We start from the raw sequence: 16336 nt of genomic DNA on the forward strand, positions 1-16336 counted from the left end.
GGCATTAGCCATTAGATAAAAGGGGCGCATTGTAACGTTCGGCGCCCGCAATGTCAGTTATTCAGAATCTGAAAGCGGTTTGCGTGGTTTGACTTGTTCCATGCTTTCCAGAATTCGATGGTAGTTATCGAAACGCTCTTCGGCAATATCACCGCGCTCCACCGCTTCGCGCAGGGCGCAGCCGGGATCGGTGGTATGGCTGCAATCTCGGAATTTGCAATGACCAATGTAGTTGCGGAATTCGACAAACCCTTGCGTGATTTGTTCCGGTGCTAAATGCCACAGGCCAAATTCGCGCACTCCAGGTGAATCGATCACATCGCCGCCGTGCTGGAAATGATACAAGCGCGCGGCGGTGGTGGTGTGTTGTCCTAAACCTGAGTTATCGGAAACTGCGTTGACCAAAATTTGCGTATCGCTTGGTGGTAACAGGGCGTTCAGCAGGCTGGATTTACCCACGCCGGATTGGCCGGCGAAAATGCTGATACGGCCAGCCAGCGCCTGTTCAAAGGCTGCCATCCCTTCGCGAGTCTGGCTAGACACTTCCAGTACCTTGTAATCGATACGGCGATAGATATCCATCATGCCATCGACGAATTTGCGGCCTTCGGCATCCAACAGATCGACTTTATTCAGTACGATCAGCGGTTCTACGTCCAGCGTTTCACAGGCCACCAGATAGCGATCGATAATATTGAGTGAGAGTTCCGGCAAAATGGCCGAGACGATCACGATTTGATCGATGTTAGCGGCGATCGGCTTCACGCCGTCGTAAATATCAGGACGGGTTAAAACCGAAGTACGTTCATGTACCGCTTCAACAATACCTTTAACTCGAACACCTTCCTGCTGAATACCCGGTCGCCAAACGACACGGTCACCGGTTACCAAAGAGGTAATGGTGCGACGGATATTACAACGGTGTTGGGTGCCATCAGTGGCTTCAACGTCGGCGTGCTGACCGAAACGGCTGATTACGATACCTTCTTGCGCATCGCCAAGCTGAGAGTCATCTAACTCAGGTTTTCTATCAGTGCGTAGCCGGCGCTGATGGTTAGCCTGCACGCGGCGTTGTTGACCTTTGGACAGTTTATTCTTGCTCACTGCGCCTCACTTGAATCTGCATTTATCGCTCGTTGCGACTAAAAGAACTATGATACACATAATTTTATCATTTAACCGTTTGTTCGGTTGATCCCCCCGATGAATAGGCAGGAAATATCATGGCAGGAAATGAAAATAATCTGATCTGGATTGATCTGGAAATGACCGGTCTCGATCCAGAGCGGGATCGGATTATTGAGATCGCAACGTTGGTAACGGATGCCAATCTTAATATTCTGGCAGAAGGCCCGGTTTTGGCGGTGCATCAGTCTGATGAGCAACTGGCGCTAATGGATGAGTGGAATGTGCGTACTCATACCGGTAGTGGTCTGGTTGAGCGGGTAAAAGCTAGCCCATTCAACGACCATGATGCAGAAATGCAGACCATTGCTTTCCTCGAACAATGGGTGCCGGCCGGCAAATCGCCTATCTGCGGTAACAGCGTGGGTCAGGATCGCCGCTTCCTGTTCCGCTATATGCCTGCGCTGGAAGCTTATTTCCACTATCGCTATCTGGACGTCAGCACATTGAAAGAGCTGGCTCGCCGTTGGAAACCGGAAATCCTGCCGGGCTTTAAAAAGCAAAATACGCACCAGGCGCTGGACGATATTCGTGAATCTGTGGCGGAACTGGCTTATTACCGCGAACATTTTATCCAGCTTTAGTCTTTAATAGATAAAATCTGGTTTAAACACGGCAGAATCTTGTTCTCAGTACTATGATTCTGTCGTGCAAATCACGGGTTTTAAGCGCTTAGCCGATTTATTCAACACCCGTCGCTGGCAAAAAGTACATATTGTTGATTTAATCGACACTTGAACGAAAAAATGATTTTTTTGCTTTCAGGGGCTTGCAGCAAAACGGAATTCTCGTATAATGCGCACCCCGTACCGATGAAGATTTTCGCCAGTTAGCGAGATCGAATTTAGTACGTAGAGCGGGAATAGCTCAGTTGGTAGAGCACGACCTTGCCAAGGTCGGGGTCGCGAGTTCGAGTCTCGTTTCCCGCTCCAAATTTTTCAAGTAGTGGCAGAAGCTAACGATGTCGGCGAACCATTCGCTAATATCTGTGATGCGGGAATAGCTCAGTTGGTAGAGCACGACCTTGCCAAGGTCGGGGTCGCGAGTTCGAGTCTCGTTTCCCGCTCCAATCTTCAGCCATGAATACCAAATGCCGTCAAACAGACAGCAGGGTGCATCAGCATCTCAATGCGGGAATAGCTCAGTTGGTAGAGCACGACCTTGCCAAGGTCGGGGTCGCGAGTTCGAGTCTCGTTTCCCGCTCCAATTTTATCTTCATCTCCAAAATAATTATCCACAGACAGTTCGCGCTTTTTGTCGTGCCTTTCACAGAATGTATTAACTTCTTCAACAGACTTATCCACAGATTCTGTATTTTTTATATACTGATGCTAATTAAACCAATGGCTATTGCCTAAATTTAACTATTTGTTTTAATTGTTTATTTATTTATGGGAAAACGTTATGGCGATCTCTTGCGCTTTTTTTCCCACTTGATTGGCAAGGCATTTTTATTTTTATGCACAGGGCGCTTGACAGGTTTATTACGGAAAAACCCGCGATTGAAAAGTTATCATGCGTCTCGCGGCAGCCCTTTCTCAATGGCTCGAACCAGCCTCTTTTTCTGCGATGACTGCACTTCAACACTTTGTTCTGCCCGCCGCGCCAACTGCCGCTCGATAGCCCAGACGATATGCTCATCCAACATAGGGTCGATGCCTTTGCGACTTTCCAGCGCCAGCACAATTTCATCCTGATAGGCGGCATTTCCCAAAGCCACCGAGATATTACGTAGCCAGCGCAGATGCCCAATACGGCGGATCGCGGAACCTTCGGTGACTCGTAGAAACTTTTCTTCATTCCAGGCGAACAGATCCAGCAGCTTTGGCGTATGTAATACCGCACGCGGGCTGAAATCTTCCTCCTCTGTTAGTTGAGAGAAGCGGTTCCACGGGCAAATCAGTTGGCAATCATCACAGCCATAAATACGATTTCCCATTAACGGTCTAAATTCTTCGGGAATAGCGCCTTCCAACTCAATGGTGAGATAGGAAATACAGCGGCGAGCATCCACGGTGTAAGGCGCGACAATGGCCCCGGTTGGACAGGTCGTCATGCAAGCCACGCAGCGGCCACACTGTTCCTCTTGCGGTTGATCGATTGGCAACGGCAAATCAATCAGTAATTCCCCAAGGAAGAACCAGGAGCCAGATTCGCGATTAAGAATAAGTGAGTGCTTGCCAACCCAGCCAATACCCGCTTTGGCAGCGAGTGAACGTTCCATTATCGGAGCTGAGTCGACAAACGGACGAAAATTGACGCCGTTTTCACTCGATTGCTGTGCGCAATACTCCTGAATCTGATCGCCCAATTTCTTTAACCGTTGCCGCAATAGCTTGTGATAGTCGCGTCCCAAGGCATAGCGGCTGACATAGCCCAATTCTGGATTGCTCAAAGTGCTGGCAAAGGCGGCTTTGGCTGGCAGGTAGTTCATGCGCACGCTGATAACCCGCAGCGTACCGGGCAGCAGTTCATGGGGGCGCGCCCGCAACATACCGTGGCGCGCCATCCACGCCATTTCACCGTGGTATTGCTTGTCTAACCACGCCTGCAAACGAGGTTCTTCCGCAGAAAGATCGGTATCGCAGATGCCAACCTGCTGGAAACCTAGCGATTGCCCCCATTGCTTGATATGTTGGGCTAATTGATTCAGATCGAGGGGGTGTGTCATGACGGACCATAGTAAGAAACAAAACGGCCTAAGTTTACCACACTCTATTTTTTCTGCGGACTGGGTCAGGCAACATGAAAGCGTTGCTGCTGCCGCTTTGTCACTTTCTCTGTTTGAACTGATGGTTAGAGCCGGTGAAGCCGCTTTTGCTCTGGCTCGCCAATATTATCCTGCGAGCCGACACTGGTTGATTCTGTGCGGTCATGGCAATAACGGCGGGGATGGATATATCCTGGCTGCCCGCGCTCAAGCGGCGGGTTTGAAAGTGACATTAATTGCCTGTGAGGGCAATCGTCCATTGCCTGCCGAAGCTGCTCTGGCGCGTGAGCAGTGGTTATCGGCGGGGGGGAATATTTTTCCTCAGGATAGTCTTTGGCCGCAGGATATTGATTTAATTATCGATGGGCTGCTGGGCACCGGCTTACGTGCCGCGCCACGAGGCAGTTACGCTACTTTAATTGAAATGGCGAATAGATATCGGGCGCCTAAACTCGCGCTGGATATTCCTTCTGGCTTAGGGGCGGAAACCGGCGCTGCTCCTGGCGTAGTGATTCGAGCCGAGCATACGCTGACGTTTGTGGCGCTAAAACCAGGGTTATTGACCGGGCAGGCGCGTGATTGGGTCGGTCAGTTGCATTGCGACGATCTGGGTTTGTCCCCATGGCTTGATCAGCAAATGCCGCACATTGAGAGAATTACCTCTGATAACCTCAGCAAATGGTTGAAACCGAGGCGACCTTGTTCTTACAAAGGTGAGCAAGGTCGTCTATTGTTGGTAGGGGGTGATAAAGGTTTGGGGGGCGCAATACGGATGGCGGGAGAATCCGCACTACGCAGCGGTGCTGGATTGGTGCGAGTGCTTACTAACATCGATCATGTTGCTCCTCTACTCACTGCTCGTCCTGAACTTATGGTACAGGCACTCAGCGATGATTTATTGATTGAGGCTATCGATTGGGCAGACACTTTGGTTATTGGACCGGGGCTGGGGCAAGGAGATTGGGGCAGGAATGCTCTGAAATTACTGCAACAGAGTGATAAACCTGCGTTATGGGACGCAGATGCGCTCAACTTGCTGGTATTAAATCCGCTGAGGCGTCAGAATCGAGTGTTGACCCCTCATCCCGGTGAAGCGGCTCGTTTGCTCGGTTGTACCGTCGCTGAAATTGAGAGTGATCGCTTACTTTCAGTTCGTCGACTGGTAGAGACATACGGCGGCGTAGTGGTACTAAAAGGTGCCGGTACGTTGATAGCCAGCGAGCAGGGCGAAATGGCGATAGCCGATGTGGGGAATGCGGGCATGGCGACCGGCGGTATGGGCGATATTTTGTCCGGTATCATTGGCGGTTTGATAGCGCAAAAGCTGGTGCTGTATGATGCGGCTTGCGCAGGTTGTGTGGTCCACGGCGCGGCAGCCGATCAACTGGCTGAACAACAAGGCACCCGGGGTTTACTGGCGACAGATTTATTGCCGGTTATTCCGAACTACGTTAATCCTGAGTTAGCAAAATAGATATCAAGAATGAAAGAACTCGTTTTACCTTTGCCTGATGAGGCAGCAACCGTTGCATTGGGGGCTCGTTTGGCGCAAGCCTTCGAAGGTGCCAGCGTTATTTATCTGTTCGGCGATTTAGGTGCCGGAAAAACTACATTCAGCCGCGGCTTCCTGCAAGCTCTGGGACATCAAGGCCACGTAAAAAGCCCTACCTATACCTTGGTGGAGCCTTACGCACTGACGCCTCGGCCGGTTTATCATTTCGATCTTTACCGATTGGCGGATCCGGAAGAGCTTGAATTTATGGGAATTCGCGACTATTTCGATCGACAGGCTATTTGCCTGGTGGAATGGCCGCAGCAGGGCGAGGGCTTCTTGCCTAAGCCTGATATCGAATTACATTTGGACTATCAGCCGCAGGGGCGTGAAGCTCGGCTGGTAGCGCTGTCTGATTCTGGTGCGGATGTTCTGCACCGCTTAGCCGCTGCGCAAGGATAAACTGTCGATGATGCTTAGCTGGAGAGGCTATTTAGCCACCGCATTGTTGGTTGTTTCTAGCGTATTGGCCGCTCCGGCGGCATGGGCGATGAAGTTAACCGATATCAAAGTTACCAACGGTTCCGGCGAAAGTCAGATAACCCTGAGCTTCGACGGCAAACCGATTTATGCCTTCTTCCCGCTGAGCGGGCCGGAGCGCGTTGTGCTGGATATTCGTCAGAGCGGTAATCTTTCCGGTTTACCGCTGGAATTCAGTGGGCAGAATCTGTTGAAAAGAATTCGCTCCAGCCAGCCGAAAGACCCGCAAAGCACCCGATTGGTGTTTGAACTGACGCAAAAAGCCAAAACACGCGCAGTGACGCAGCAAGTGGGCAATCAATATAACGTGGTGTTCACCCTGACAGCCGCTGGTACGCCAGTACGTCAAACTCAAACGGTGACCACGGCGACGCCAACGCGACAGGCAACCAAGGCCACCGCCGGCAGTAATCCGTTCAATAATAAGCCAACGGTAGTGACCAGCAGCCCGACCATCACCACCTCAACCACGCGTCCGGTTAAAACCAGCGCGCCAGCCAGTAGCGATCGTGTGGTGGTGGCTATCGATGCTGGTCACGGCGGTCAGGATCCTGGCGCTATTGGGCAAAATGGTCTGAAAGAGAAAAACGTGACCCTCTCCATTGCCCGTAAGCTGGAGACATTACTCAATAATGACCCGATGTTTAAACCGGTGTTGACGCGCAACGGCGACTATTTTATCTCGGTGATGGGGCGTTCAGACGTGGCGCGTAAGCAGGCTGCCAACGTGCTGGTTTCCATTCATGCCGATGCGGCACCGAATCGCAGCGCCAACGGTGCTTCTGTCTGGGTACTGTCTAACCGTCGCGCGAACAGTGAAATGGGCAACTGGCTGGAGCAGCATGAGAAGCAATCTGAGCTGCTGGGCGGAGCGGGTGACGTACTCGCCAACACTTCAGCCGATCCTTATCTCAGTCAGGCGGTGCTGGATTTACAATTTGGTCACTCCCAGCGGGTGGGTTACGACGTAGCGGTAAAAGTGCTACATGAGCTTCAAGCCATTGGTTCTATTCATAAACGTAGGCCGGAACACGCCAGTCTTGGCGTGTTGCGTTCACCGGACATTCCCTCTTTATTAGTGGAAACCGGCTTTATCAGTAATGGTACGGAGGAGCGGCTGCTCGGCAGCAGTGCGTATCAGGATAAAATTGCCCAAGCGATTTACAAAGGCTTGCGCAGTTATTTCCTGTCGCATCCGCTACAAGCCGACCCAAAGGTCGAAAACCGTCCGCTGGGCGCAACAGCGGCGGTTGAAAGGTCAGCGCGTCAAAGTGGTGTTAATCAGCCTGGCCCGGTAGTCAGTGCGGTCAGCAGTGGGGGGAAAGCCACCATTAGCGGTAAATCGCTGATTCACATGGTAAAACGGGGTGAAACTCTATCCGGCATTGCCAGCCAGTACGGTGTCAGTATGGCGGCGATGCGGCAGAATAATACGCTGAAGAAAGACGTGGTATGGGTTGGGCAGCGCCTGCGAATTCCCGCATCTGGCAGCGCGGTAGCTAGCGTCGCCAAGGTGCCTGCGGTGAAGAAAATCAGCCCGGCCAAACCGATCAAGCATCAGGTTAAACGCGGGGATACTTTATCCGCTATTGCGGCGAAATATGGTGTATCTCAAAGTGAGATTCAACGCGTGAATAAGCTGAAGTCTGGTTCGGTACAACTCGGCCAAACGCTCACCATTCCACAGTCTTAACCGAAGGGATTTGTTATGCCGATTCAGATATTACCGCCACAACTCGCCAACCAAATTGCCGCCGGTGAAGTGGTAGAGCGGCCTGCGTCGGTAGTAAAGGAGTTGGTGGAAAACAGTCTGGATGCTGGTGCCACGCGAATCGATATTGATATTGAGAAAGGTGGCGCAAAATTAATCCGTATCCGTGATAACGGCTGTGGGATAGCTAAAGACGACTTATCGCTGGCGTTAGCGCGCCATGCAACCAGTAAAATCAGTTCGTTGGAAGATCTGGAGGCCATTCTCAGCATGGGCTTTCGCGGTGAGGCGTTGGCCAGTATTAGCTCGGTTTCCCGTTTGATGCTGACCTCGCGTACCGCCGAACAGAACGAAGCCTGGCAGGCTTACGCCGAAGGGCGGGATATGGCGGTGACCATCAAACCCGCCGCCCATCCGGTAGGCAGTACGCTGGAAGTGCTGGATTTGTTTTATAACACGCCAGCGCGGCGTAAATTTATGCGCACGGAAAAAACCGAATTCGGCCATATTGATGAAGTGGTACGCCGCATCGCGTTGGCGCGCTTCGACGTGGCGATTCACCTCACTCACAACGGCAAGCTGGTTCGCCAATATCGAGCGGCCCCAGATCCTTCGCAGCATGAACGTCGTTTGGCCAGTATTTGCGGCCCGGCCTTCCTGCAACATGCGCTGGCGATTTCATGGCAGCACGGTGATTTGAATATTCGTGGCTGGGTGGCCGACCCCAGCGCTGCCCGAACGCCTAGCGAGATGCAATATTGCTATGTCAATAATCGCATGATGCGCGATCGGCTGATTAATCACGCTATCCGTCAGGCTTATCAGGATCTGCTAAAAGACGATCAGCAGCCCGCTTATGTGTTGTATCTGGATATTGATCCTCATCAGGTGGATGTGAATGTTCATCCGGCCAAGCATGAAGTTCGCTTCCATCAGGCACGTTTGGTCCATGATTTTATCTATCAGGCGGTGACCAGCGTTTTACAGCAAAGCGCAGAACCAGCGCTGATTGTCTCCGAAGATGGCGAAATTGAAGCCCCGCGCTGGCAGCCGGAGAATCGGGTGGCCGCTGGTGGAAATAAATACGCTCAGCCACAGCCGGAAAAAACAGCCATTCAGCAGCAATACGTGGCTCCACGGGTTGCCAATACGGGTTCTCATACTTCTGCACGTGAGCCTCGAGCGCCAGCCTATACGCCGCCAGCGCCTTATCAAAAACAGCAGGGTGAACTGTATCGCGAATTGCTGAAACCGGCTCCTGCGACGGATAAGTTGCCAGAACAACAGCCTGCGGCAGTGATAAAAAGCAGAAAGGATGAAGAACCGCTGCGCAGCGGACAATACAGCTTTGGCCGGGTATTGACGGTGCTGCCACCCTGCTACGCGGTGATAGAATATGGTCAGGGCTTGGCATTGCTTTCTCTAACGGTTGCCGAACGCTGGCTGAAACAGGCGCAGCTTAATCCGCCAGAGGAAGGGTTGCGTCCGCAGCCGTTGTTGATTCCGCTTAAACTGACTTTGGATAAAAACGAAGCCACGGCCTGCCAGCATCACCAGAAATTATTGATTACCATGGGAATCGAACTGGCGATTGAACACGGACGAGCGACGCTACGTGCAGTATCTTTACCATTACGCCAACAAAATTTACAAAAACTGATACCGGAACTGTTAGGCTATCTGTCGCAACATAAGGAGATGTCGCCGGAGGTACTTGCCACCTGGATTGCCCGCCGCCTTGGCAGTGAGCATGAGGTCTGGAATGTATCCCAAGCGATACAATTATTGACGGATGTCGAACGTCTTTGTCCGCAGCTGGTGCAATCACCCCCTGCCGGGCTTTTACAACCTATTGATATACAGGCCGCATTGGCAACTTTAACCCATGAGTCATACTGAGAATTTGAACCGGCCCCCAGCTATATTCGTGATGGGGCCGACCGCTTCCGGCAAAACGGCGCTTTCTATTGCGCTACGTCAACATTTGCCTGTGGAGCTTGTCAGCGTGGATTCCGCGCTAATTTATCGCGGTATGGATATCGGTACCGCCAAGCCCAGCGCAGAAGAGCTGGCGCTGGCTCCCCACCGATTAATCGATATTCGCGATCCGGCTGAATCCTACTCGGCCGCTGATTTCCGTAAAGATGCTCTGAAAGAAATGGCTGAGATTACCGCCGCCGGGCGTATTCCGCTGCTGGTGGGGGGCACGATGTTGTACTTCAAGGCGCTGTTAGAGGGACTGTCTCCGTTGCCTTCTGCCGATCCAGAGGTGCGCCAGCGCATTGAGGCACAAGCCGCTGAACGAGGTTGGGAAGCTCTGCATCAGCAACTGACTGAAATCGATCCGGTTTCTGCCGTGCGGATTCATCCCAATGATCCCCAGAGACTTTCTAGAGCACTGGAAGTTTTTTTTATTTCGGGTAAAACTTTAACGGAACTGACTAAAATTTCGGGTGAAACCTTACCTTATCAGGTTCACCAATTTGCGATTGCGCCTGCTAGCCGCGAGTTATTGCACCAGCGTATTGAATTACGTTTTCGTCAGATGCTGGATGCAGGATTTGAAACCGAGGCTCGGGCGCTTTTTAACCGTGGAGATTTGCATACGGACTTGCCTGCCATTCGCTGTGTTGGTTATCGCCAGATGTGGTCTTATCTCGCTGGTGAGATTGATTATGACGAAATGGTTTTCCGCGGAATTTGTGCGACGCGTCAGTTGGCAAAGCGACAAATGACCTGGCTACGAGGTTGGGAATCTGTTCATTGGCTCGACAGTGATAAGCCGGAACAGGCTTTAGACTCTGTAATACAGGTTGTTAGTGCATAGGTTGAATGATTGTGTACAATTGATTAGTACTCAGCGCGCAGATTTTTTTTACGCAGTTTATTTTCGAGCCGATAGGTTCTTAGTTAAAAACAACAAGCAAATAAGGAAAATATAGAATGGCTAAGGGGCAATCTTTGCAAGATCCGTTCCTGAACGCATTGCGTCGTGAACGGGTTCCGGTTTCTATTTATTTAGTGAATGGCATTAAACTGCAGGGCCAAGTTGAGTCTTTCGATCAGTTTGTCATTCTGTTGAAAAACACAGTTAGCCAGATGGTATATAAGCACGCTATCTCTACTGTTGTCCCGTCTCGCCCGGTATCGCATCACAGCAATAATCCGAGTGGCGGCACCAATAATTATCATGGTAGTAATCCGTCTGCGCCGCAACAACAGCAGCAGGATAGCGATGACGCTGAATAAAGCGTATTGCTGGTCAACCATGACGGAGAGCATAAGCAACATTGATTGTCTTATGTTCTCCGCACTAGCGGTTTTTACCCGTTTGAGAGGTTGCACGCTTGTTTGACCGTTATGAAGCCGGTGAGCAGGCCGTACTGGTTCATATCTATTTCTCGCAAGACAAAGACACAGAAAATCTCAGCGAATTCGAATCGTTGGTATCTTCTGCTGGCGTAGAGGCACTGCAAATTGTGACGGGCAGTCGCAAAGCGCCTCATCCCAAATACTTTGTCGGTGAAGGAAAGGCCGAAGAAATTGCAGATGCCGTTAAGGCCAGTGGCGCATCTGTTGTCCTGTTTGATCACGCACTTTCCGCCGCGCAGGAGAGGAATCTTGAGCGCCTGTGTGAATGTCGGGTGATCGATCGTACCGGATTAATTTTAGATATCTTTGCCCAACGGGCGCGTACTCATGAAGGTAAGTTGCAGGTTGAATTGGCGCAATTGCGTCATATTGCAACTCGACTGGTACGCGGCTGGACGCACCTTGAGCGTCAAAAAGGCGGGATTGGCCTGAGAGGGCCGGGGGAAACCCAACTAGAGACCGACCGCCGTTTGTTACGTGACCGCATTAGCTTGATCCTCAATCGCCTAGAGCGCGTGGCCAAGCAGCGTGAGCAAAACCGACGCGCTCGCAACCGGGCTGAAATACCGACTGTTTCGCTGGTAGGATATACCAATGCCGGCAAGTCCAGCCTGTTTAACCGAATTACGTCTGCCGATGTTTACGCGGCCGACAAACTATTTGCCACGCTGGATCCAACGCTGCGCCGTATTAATGTGGCGGACGTTGGCGATACGGTATTGGCGGATACTGTAGGATTTATTCGACATTTGCCGCACGATTTGGTCGCCGCATTCAAAGCGACATTACAAGAAACGCGGCAGGCTTCGCTGTTATTGCATGTGATTGATGCAGCTGATTCACGCGTGAGCGAGAATGTAGCCGCAGTCGACACCGTGCTAGCAGAAATTGAAGCGGACGAAATCCCTACGCTGTTAGTGATGAACAAAATCGATATGTTGGACGATTTCGAGCCGCGTATCGATCGCAACGAAGAAAACCTGCCGGTCAGGGTTTGGCTCTCAGCCGAAACCGGCGCAGGTATCCCGTTGCTCTTTCAAGCGTTGACGGAGCGTCTTTCTGGTGAAATCGCACACTATGAATTGAGCTTACCGCCTCAGGCTGGCCGTCTACGTAGCCGTTTTTATCAGCTTCAGGCAATTGAAAAAGAGTGGATAGAAGAGGGCGGGCATATCGGTATGGTGGTTCGACTGCCTATCGTTGAATGGCGTCGTCTCTGTAAACAAGAGCAGGAGCTGATCGACTACGTCGTTTAATTGGCCCTTTGGGTTAATGAAAGAGTCGGGTTTGATCGAACTTGTGAGATTGAGGGCCAGCTTCTTATAGGGAAGTGCGCTCTTGGCCTGAAGAAAACCAATCATAGAAGAATGGAGCTAAAACATGGCGTGGAATCAGCCCGGTAATAACGGACAGGACCGCGACCCGTGGGGGAGCAGCAATAATAATGGCGGCAACTCTGGCGGAAATAATAATAAAGGTGGCCGTGATCAGGGGCCGCCGGATCTGGATGATATCTTCCGCAAACTGAGCAAGAAACTGAGTAGTTTCGGCAAAGGTAGCGGAAGTGGTAACGGTGGCGCAACACAGGGTCCTGGCTTTAGCGGACGCATTGTGGGTATCGCTGCGGTAGCCGTTGTCGTCATTTGGGCCGCAAGTGGTTTCTATACCATTAAAGAAGCCGAACGTGGCGTTGTGACACGTTTGGGCAAACTGAGCCATATCGTTCAACCAGGTTTGAACTGGAAACCGACCTTCATCGATGAAGTGACCCCGGTAAACGTTGAATCCGTGCGCGAATTGGCCGCTTCAGGCGTGATGCTGACATCCGATGAGAACGTAGTTCGCATCGAAATGAACGTTCAGTACCGTGTAACCGATCCGGCAGCTTATCTGTTCAGCGTAACCAACCCTGATGACAGTCTGCGTCAGGCAACGGACAGCGCAGTGCGTGGTGTTATCGGTAAATACACCATGGATAAGATTCTGACTGAAGGCCGCACCATCGTTCGTAGCGATACTCAGCGCGTATTGGAAGAAACCATTCGTCCATACAACATGGGTATTACTTTGCTGGACGTCAACTTCCAGGCCGCTCGTCCGCCGGAAGAAGTGAAAGCCGCCTTTGATGATGCGATTGCTGCACGTGAAAACGAACAACAGTACATCCGTGAAGCAGAAGCTTACGCTAACGAAGTTCAGCCACGTGCTAACGGTCAGGCGCAGCGTCTGTTAGAAGATGCTCGTGCTTATGCCGCGCGTAAGGTGCTGGAAGCGCAGGGTGAAGTCGCTGGCTTTGCCAAGTTGCTGCCAGAGTACAAGGCTGCACCAGAAATTACTCGTGAGCGTCTGTATATCGAAACCATGGAAAAAGTCCTGGGTCATACTCACAAAGTATTGGCTAACGACAAGAGTAATAATCTGATGGTGCTGCCATTAGATCAAATGCTGCGTGGACAGGCCGGTGCGGATAAAGCCGGTGCTAGCAAAGACTCAAGTCTGATTCGTTTGAATCCGTCTTCCTCTGCGGCAAGCAGTCCGGAGAAGAGCGCGACTAGCTCAGACTCTGGCTCTGTCATGGATCAGCGCCGGGCAAACGCCCAGCGTGACACTTCCACTCGCGTAGGGAGAGAATAATCAATGCGTAAGTCGATCTTATTCGTCGTGGCTGTGGTGCTGATTGCGCTCTATGCTTCATTATTCGTGGTACAGGAAGGCCAGCGCGGGATTGTGCTGCGTTTCGGTAAAGTACTGCGTGATAACGATAACAAACCTTTGGTGTACGCACCGGGGCTGCATTTCAAGATTCCTTTCATTGAAACAGTGAAGACCTTGGATGCGCGTATTCAGACCATGGATAACCAAGCTGACCGCTTCGTGACCAAAGAGAAAAAAGACCTGATTGTCGATTCATACCTGAAATGGCGTATCAGTGATTTTAGCCGTTACTATCTGGCAACCGGTGGTGGCGATATTTCTCAGGCAGAAGTGTTATTGAAACGTAAGTTCAGTGACCGCCTGCGTTCTGAAATCGGTCGTTTGGATGTGCGTGATATTGTTACGGATTCTCGTGGTCGCCTGACCTCTGATGTCCGCGATGCGCTGAATACCGGTACCGTAGATGACGAAGCCGTTACTACCGAAGCCGATAATGCGATTGCTTCCGTAGCTGCGCGTGTTGAAGAGGAAACCCGTGGCAAACAGCCTGCGGTGAATCCGAACAGCATGGCGGCACTGGGTATTGAAGTGGTTGACGTGCGTATCAAGCAAATCAACCTGCCGGCTGAAGTTTCTGATGCGATCTTCCAGCGTATGCGCGCTGAGCGTGAAGCGGTCGCTCGTCGTCACCGTTCACAAGGTCAGGAAGAAGCGGAAAAACTGCGTGCAACTGCTGACTACGAAGTGACTCGTACTTTGGCAGAAGCTGAGCGTCAGGCGCGTATTACTCGCGGCGGCGGTGATGCAGAGGCGGCTCGTCTGTTCGCAGATGCATTCAGTAAAGATCCAGATTTCTATGCCTTTATTCGTAGCCTGCGCGCCTATGAAAATAGCTTTAACAGCGGCAACGATGTGATGGTGTTGAGTCCGGACAGCGATTTCTTCCGCTATATGAAATCTCCGGATAATTCCAGCAAACGTCCGTAAGGGGGTTCGCGTGTGATGCAAGGCCCGTTAACGCGGGCCTTTTCTTTTTGAGGCAGATAATGAACTCCACAATCTGGTTAGCACTGGGGCTGGTTTTGGTGCTTGAAGGGCTAGGTCCGATGCTCTATCCCAAAGCATGGCGTAAAATGATTCAGGCGATGACGCAGTTACCTGACTCCACGCTACGTCGTTTTGGCGGTGCATTAGTGGTTGCTGGCGTCGTCATCTACTACATGTTGCGTAGCCGCATGGGTGGCTGAATCCAAGCGCAAAAACTGTGCAAGCATGTGTTAAAAAGTGCTGAAAGCACACGGGTGAGATGTTAGAATCCTTTTTTAAGGCAACCTGGTGATTTTTGAGATGGGTAAGAACGTCGTCGTACTGGGCACCCAATGGGGTGACGAAGGTAAGGGCAAGGTCGTCGACCTGCTGACTGAACGGGCTAAATATGTTGTGCGCTATCAAGGTGGGCATAACGCTGGCCATACTTTGGTTATCAACGGTGAGAAAACCGTTCTTCATTTGATTCCCTCAGGTATTCTGCGTGAAAACGTAACCAGCATCATCGGCAACGGTGTTGTACTGGCTCCTGATGCGTTGATGAGAGAGATGACAGGGTTAGAAGCGCGCGGCGTACCAGTACGTGAGCGACTGTTACTCTCTGAAGCATGCCCGCTAATCCTGCCATATCACGTGGCTCTGGATAACGCGCGTGAAAAAGCACGTGGTTCGAAAGCTATTGGTACCACCGGTCGCGGTATCGGTCCTGCCTACGAAGATAAAGTTGCTCGCCGCGGTCTGCGCGTGGGTGATTTGTTCAATAAAGAAACCTTCGCTGCAAAACTGAAAGAAATTGTGGATTACCACAACTTCCAGTTGGTGCATTACTACAAAGTTGATGCGGTTGATTATCAGGAAGTTCTGGATAGTCTGATGGCTGTCGATCCTCAGACCGGCGTTTCTGTTGCCGATATCCTGACTGGCATGGTTGTTGACGTTTCTGAACTGTTGGATAGCGCCCGTAAGAAAGGCGAGCTGATCATGTTCGAAGGCGCACAAGGCACCTTGCTGGACATCGACCACGGTACCTATCCGTACGTGACTTCGTCTAACACCACCGCGGGTGGCGTTGCGACAGGTTCTGGTATGGGGCCACGTTACGTAGATTACGTACTGGGTATCATGAAGGCTTACTCTACTCGCGTAGGTGCAGGTCCATTCCCTACCGAACTGGAAGACGAAACCGGCAAATTCCTGCGTACGCAAGGTAACGAATACGGTGCGACTACCGGTCGTGACCGTCGTACCGGCTGGCTGGATATCGTTGCCGTTAAGCGCGCCGTTCAGATCAACTCTCTGTCAGGTTTCTGCATGACCAAACTGGACGTGCTGGATGGCCTGAAAGAAGTGAAAATTTGCGTGGGCTACCGCATGCCAGACGGCCGCGAAATGGATACGACTCCGTTGGCAGCTGAAGGCTGGGAAGGTATCGAGCCAATCTACGAAGTTATGCCAGGCTGGTCAGAAAAAACCTTCGGAGTGAAAAAGTACGAGCAGCTACCTCAGGCAGCGTTAAACTACATCAAACGTGTAGAAGAGCTGACTGGTGTTCCGGTTGATATAATTTCTACCGGCCCAGATCGTGACGAGACTATGATCTTGCGCGATCCATTTGATGCCTGAT

Annotated in this window: 13 protein-coding genes, 3 tRNA genes and 1 pseudogene; 15 read left to right on the forward strand and 2 right to left on the reverse strand. The window is 51.5% G+C overall.

Translation table 11 applies throughout. The features are described from left to right. Positions 1–57: 57 nt before the first annotated feature. The gene (rsgA, locus tag ACQ4OC_RS11140) at positions 58–1104 is read right to left on the reverse strand and encodes a small ribosomal subunit biogenesis GTPase RsgA (protein WP_064516025.1); all 1047 of its coding nucleotides are present in this window, start codon (positions 1102–1104) and stop codon (positions 58–60) included. Between the two features lie 119 nt (positions 1105–1223). Between rsgA and orn the strand changes: the two genes are divergently transcribed. The 4 genes from orn (at position 1224) to ACQ4OC_RS11160 (ending at position 2391) form a co-directional block, all read left to right on the forward strand. Further along, the gene (gene orn, locus ACQ4OC_RS11145; protein WP_064516027.1) at positions 1224–1769 is read left to right on the forward strand and encodes an oligoribonuclease; all 546 of its coding nucleotides are present in this window, start codon (positions 1224–1226) and stop codon (positions 1767–1769) included. Positions 1770–2041: 272 nt separating this feature from the next. After that, a tRNA-Gly gene (locus tag ACQ4OC_RS11150) sits at positions 2042–2117 on the forward strand. A 61-nt stretch (positions 2118–2178) separates the two neighbouring features. Then, a tRNA-Gly gene (locus ACQ4OC_RS11155) sits at positions 2179–2254 on the forward strand. 61 nt (positions 2255–2315) lie between these two features. Next, a tRNA-Gly gene (locus tag ACQ4OC_RS11160) sits at positions 2316–2391 on the forward strand. 307 nt (positions 2392–2698) lie between these two features. On the opposite strand, the gene queG is transcribed toward ACQ4OC_RS11160, so the two are convergent. Continuing rightward, entirely contained in the window at positions 2699–3856 is a 1158-nt protein-coding gene (gene queG, locus ACQ4OC_RS11165; protein WP_064516029.1) for a tRNA epoxyqueuosine(34) reductase QueG, read from the reverse strand. Here queG and nnr point away from each other — a divergent pair. The 11 genes and pseudogenes from nnr (at position 3855) to ACQ4OC_RS11220 (ending at position 16335) form a co-directional block, all read left to right on the forward strand. Beyond that, complete coding sequence (gene nnr / locus ACQ4OC_RS11170; protein ID WP_120806362.1) at positions 3855–5369, forward strand: bifunctional ADP-dependent NAD(P)H-hydrate dehydratase/NAD(P)H-hydrate epimerase; 1515 nt, start codon at positions 3855–3857, stop codon at positions 5367–5369. The genes queG and nnr overlap by 2 nt on opposite strands. A gap of 9 nt (positions 5370–5378) precedes the next feature. Then, positions 5379–5849 carry a tRNA (adenosine(37)-N6)-threonylcarbamoyltransferase complex ATPase subunit type 1 TsaE gene (gene tsaE / locus ACQ4OC_RS11175; protein ID WP_064516033.1) on the forward strand — a complete coding sequence of 157 codons (471 nt, stop codon included), beginning with the start codon at positions 5379–5381 and terminating at the stop codon, positions 5847–5849. A 73-nt stretch (positions 5850–5922) separates the two neighbouring features. Further along, a pseudogene (gene amiB / locus ACQ4OC_RS11180) lies at positions 5923–7620 on the forward strand (N-acetylmuramoyl-L-alanine amidase AmiB); the annotation flags it as partial. Between the two features lie 15 nt (positions 7621–7635). Beyond that, entirely contained in the window at positions 7636–9537 is a 1902-nt protein-coding gene (gene mutL / locus ACQ4OC_RS11185; RefSeq protein WP_064516037.1) for a DNA mismatch repair endonuclease MutL, read from the forward strand. Continuing rightward, on the forward strand, positions 9524–10465 hold the full coding sequence (miaA, locus tag ACQ4OC_RS11190) for a tRNA (adenosine(37)-N6)-dimethylallyltransferase MiaA (protein ID WP_071925589.1): 942 nt from the start codon (positions 9524–9526) through the stop codon (positions 10463–10465). The genes mutL and miaA overlap by 14 nt, the downstream gene beginning before the upstream one ends. 116 nt (positions 10466–10581) lie before the next feature. Continuing rightward, positions 10582–10887, forward strand: a complete 306-nt coding sequence (hfq, locus tag ACQ4OC_RS11195) for an RNA chaperone Hfq (protein ID WP_064516041.1) — start codon at positions 10582–10584, stop codon at positions 10885–10887. 98 nt (positions 10888–10985) lie between these two features. Further along, entirely contained in the window at positions 10986–12266 is a 1281-nt protein-coding gene (hflX, locus tag ACQ4OC_RS11200; protein ID WP_049599277.1) for a ribosome rescue GTPase HflX, read from the forward strand. Positions 12267–12390: 124 nt separating this feature from the next. Beyond that, complete coding sequence (hflK, locus tag ACQ4OC_RS11205; RefSeq protein WP_064516043.1) at positions 12391–13644, forward strand: FtsH protease activity modulator HflK; 1254 nt, start codon at positions 12391–12393, stop codon at positions 13642–13644. Positions 13645–13647: 3 nt separating this feature from the next. Then, complete coding sequence (gene hflC, locus ACQ4OC_RS11210) at positions 13648–14652, forward strand: protease modulator HflC (RefSeq protein WP_049599283.1); 1005 nt, start codon at positions 13648–13650, stop codon at positions 14650–14652. Between the two features lie 59 nt (positions 14653–14711). After that, entirely contained in the window at positions 14712–14912 is a 201-nt protein-coding gene (locus ACQ4OC_RS11215; RefSeq protein ID WP_049599286.1) for a DUF2065 domain-containing protein, read from the forward strand. 100 nt (positions 14913–15012) lie between these two features. Then, positions 15013–16335: an adenylosuccinate synthase gene (locus tag ACQ4OC_RS11220; protein WP_049599570.1), complete on the forward strand. Its 1323-nt coding sequence runs from the start codon at positions 15013–15015 to the stop codon at positions 16333–16335. The last annotated feature ends 1 nt before the right edge of the window (position 16336 follow it).

It is taken from the genome of Yersinia sp. J1, assembly GCF_050586585.1.
GTDB lineage: Bacteria > Pseudomonadota > Gammaproteobacteria > Enterobacterales > Enterobacteriaceae > Yersinia > Yersinia entomophaga.

Coding starts and splice junctions, on each gene's coding strand:
- orn (WP_064516027.1), top strand. CDS start 1,224: ATGGCAGGAAATGAAAATAATCTGATCTGGATTGATCTGGAAATGACC.
- nnr (WP_120806362.1), top strand. CDS start 3,855: ATGACGGACCATAGTAAGAAACAAAACGGCCTAAGTTTACCACACTCT.
- queG (WP_064516029.1), bottom strand. CDS start 3,856: ATGACACACCCCCTCGATCTGAATCAATTAGCCCAACATATCAAGCAA.
- tsaE (WP_064516033.1), top strand. CDS start 5,379: ATGAAAGAACTCGTTTTACCTTTGCCTGATGAGGCAGCAACCGTTGCA.
- mutL (WP_064516037.1), top strand. CDS start 7,636: ATGCCGATTCAGATATTACCGCCACAACTCGCCAACCAAATTGCCGCC.
- miaA (WP_071925589.1), top strand. CDS start 9,524: ATGAGTCATACTGAGAATTTGAACCGGCCCCCAGCTATATTCGTGATG.
- hfq (WP_064516041.1), top strand. CDS start 10,582: ATGGCTAAGGGGCAATCTTTGCAAGATCCGTTCCTGAACGCATTGCGT.
- hflK (WP_064516043.1), top strand. CDS start 12,391: ATGGCGTGGAATCAGCCCGGTAATAACGGACAGGACCGCGACCCGTGG.
- hflC (WP_049599283.1), top strand. CDS start 13,648: ATGCGTAAGTCGATCTTATTCGTCGTGGCTGTGGTGCTGATTGCGCTC.
- ACQ4OC_RS11215 (WP_049599286.1), top strand. CDS start 14,712: ATGAACTCCACAATCTGGTTAGCACTGGGGCTGGTTTTGGTGCTTGAA.
- ACQ4OC_RS11220 (WP_049599570.1), top strand. CDS start 15,013: ATGGGTAAGAACGTCGTCGTACTGGGCACCCAATGGGGTGACGAAGGT.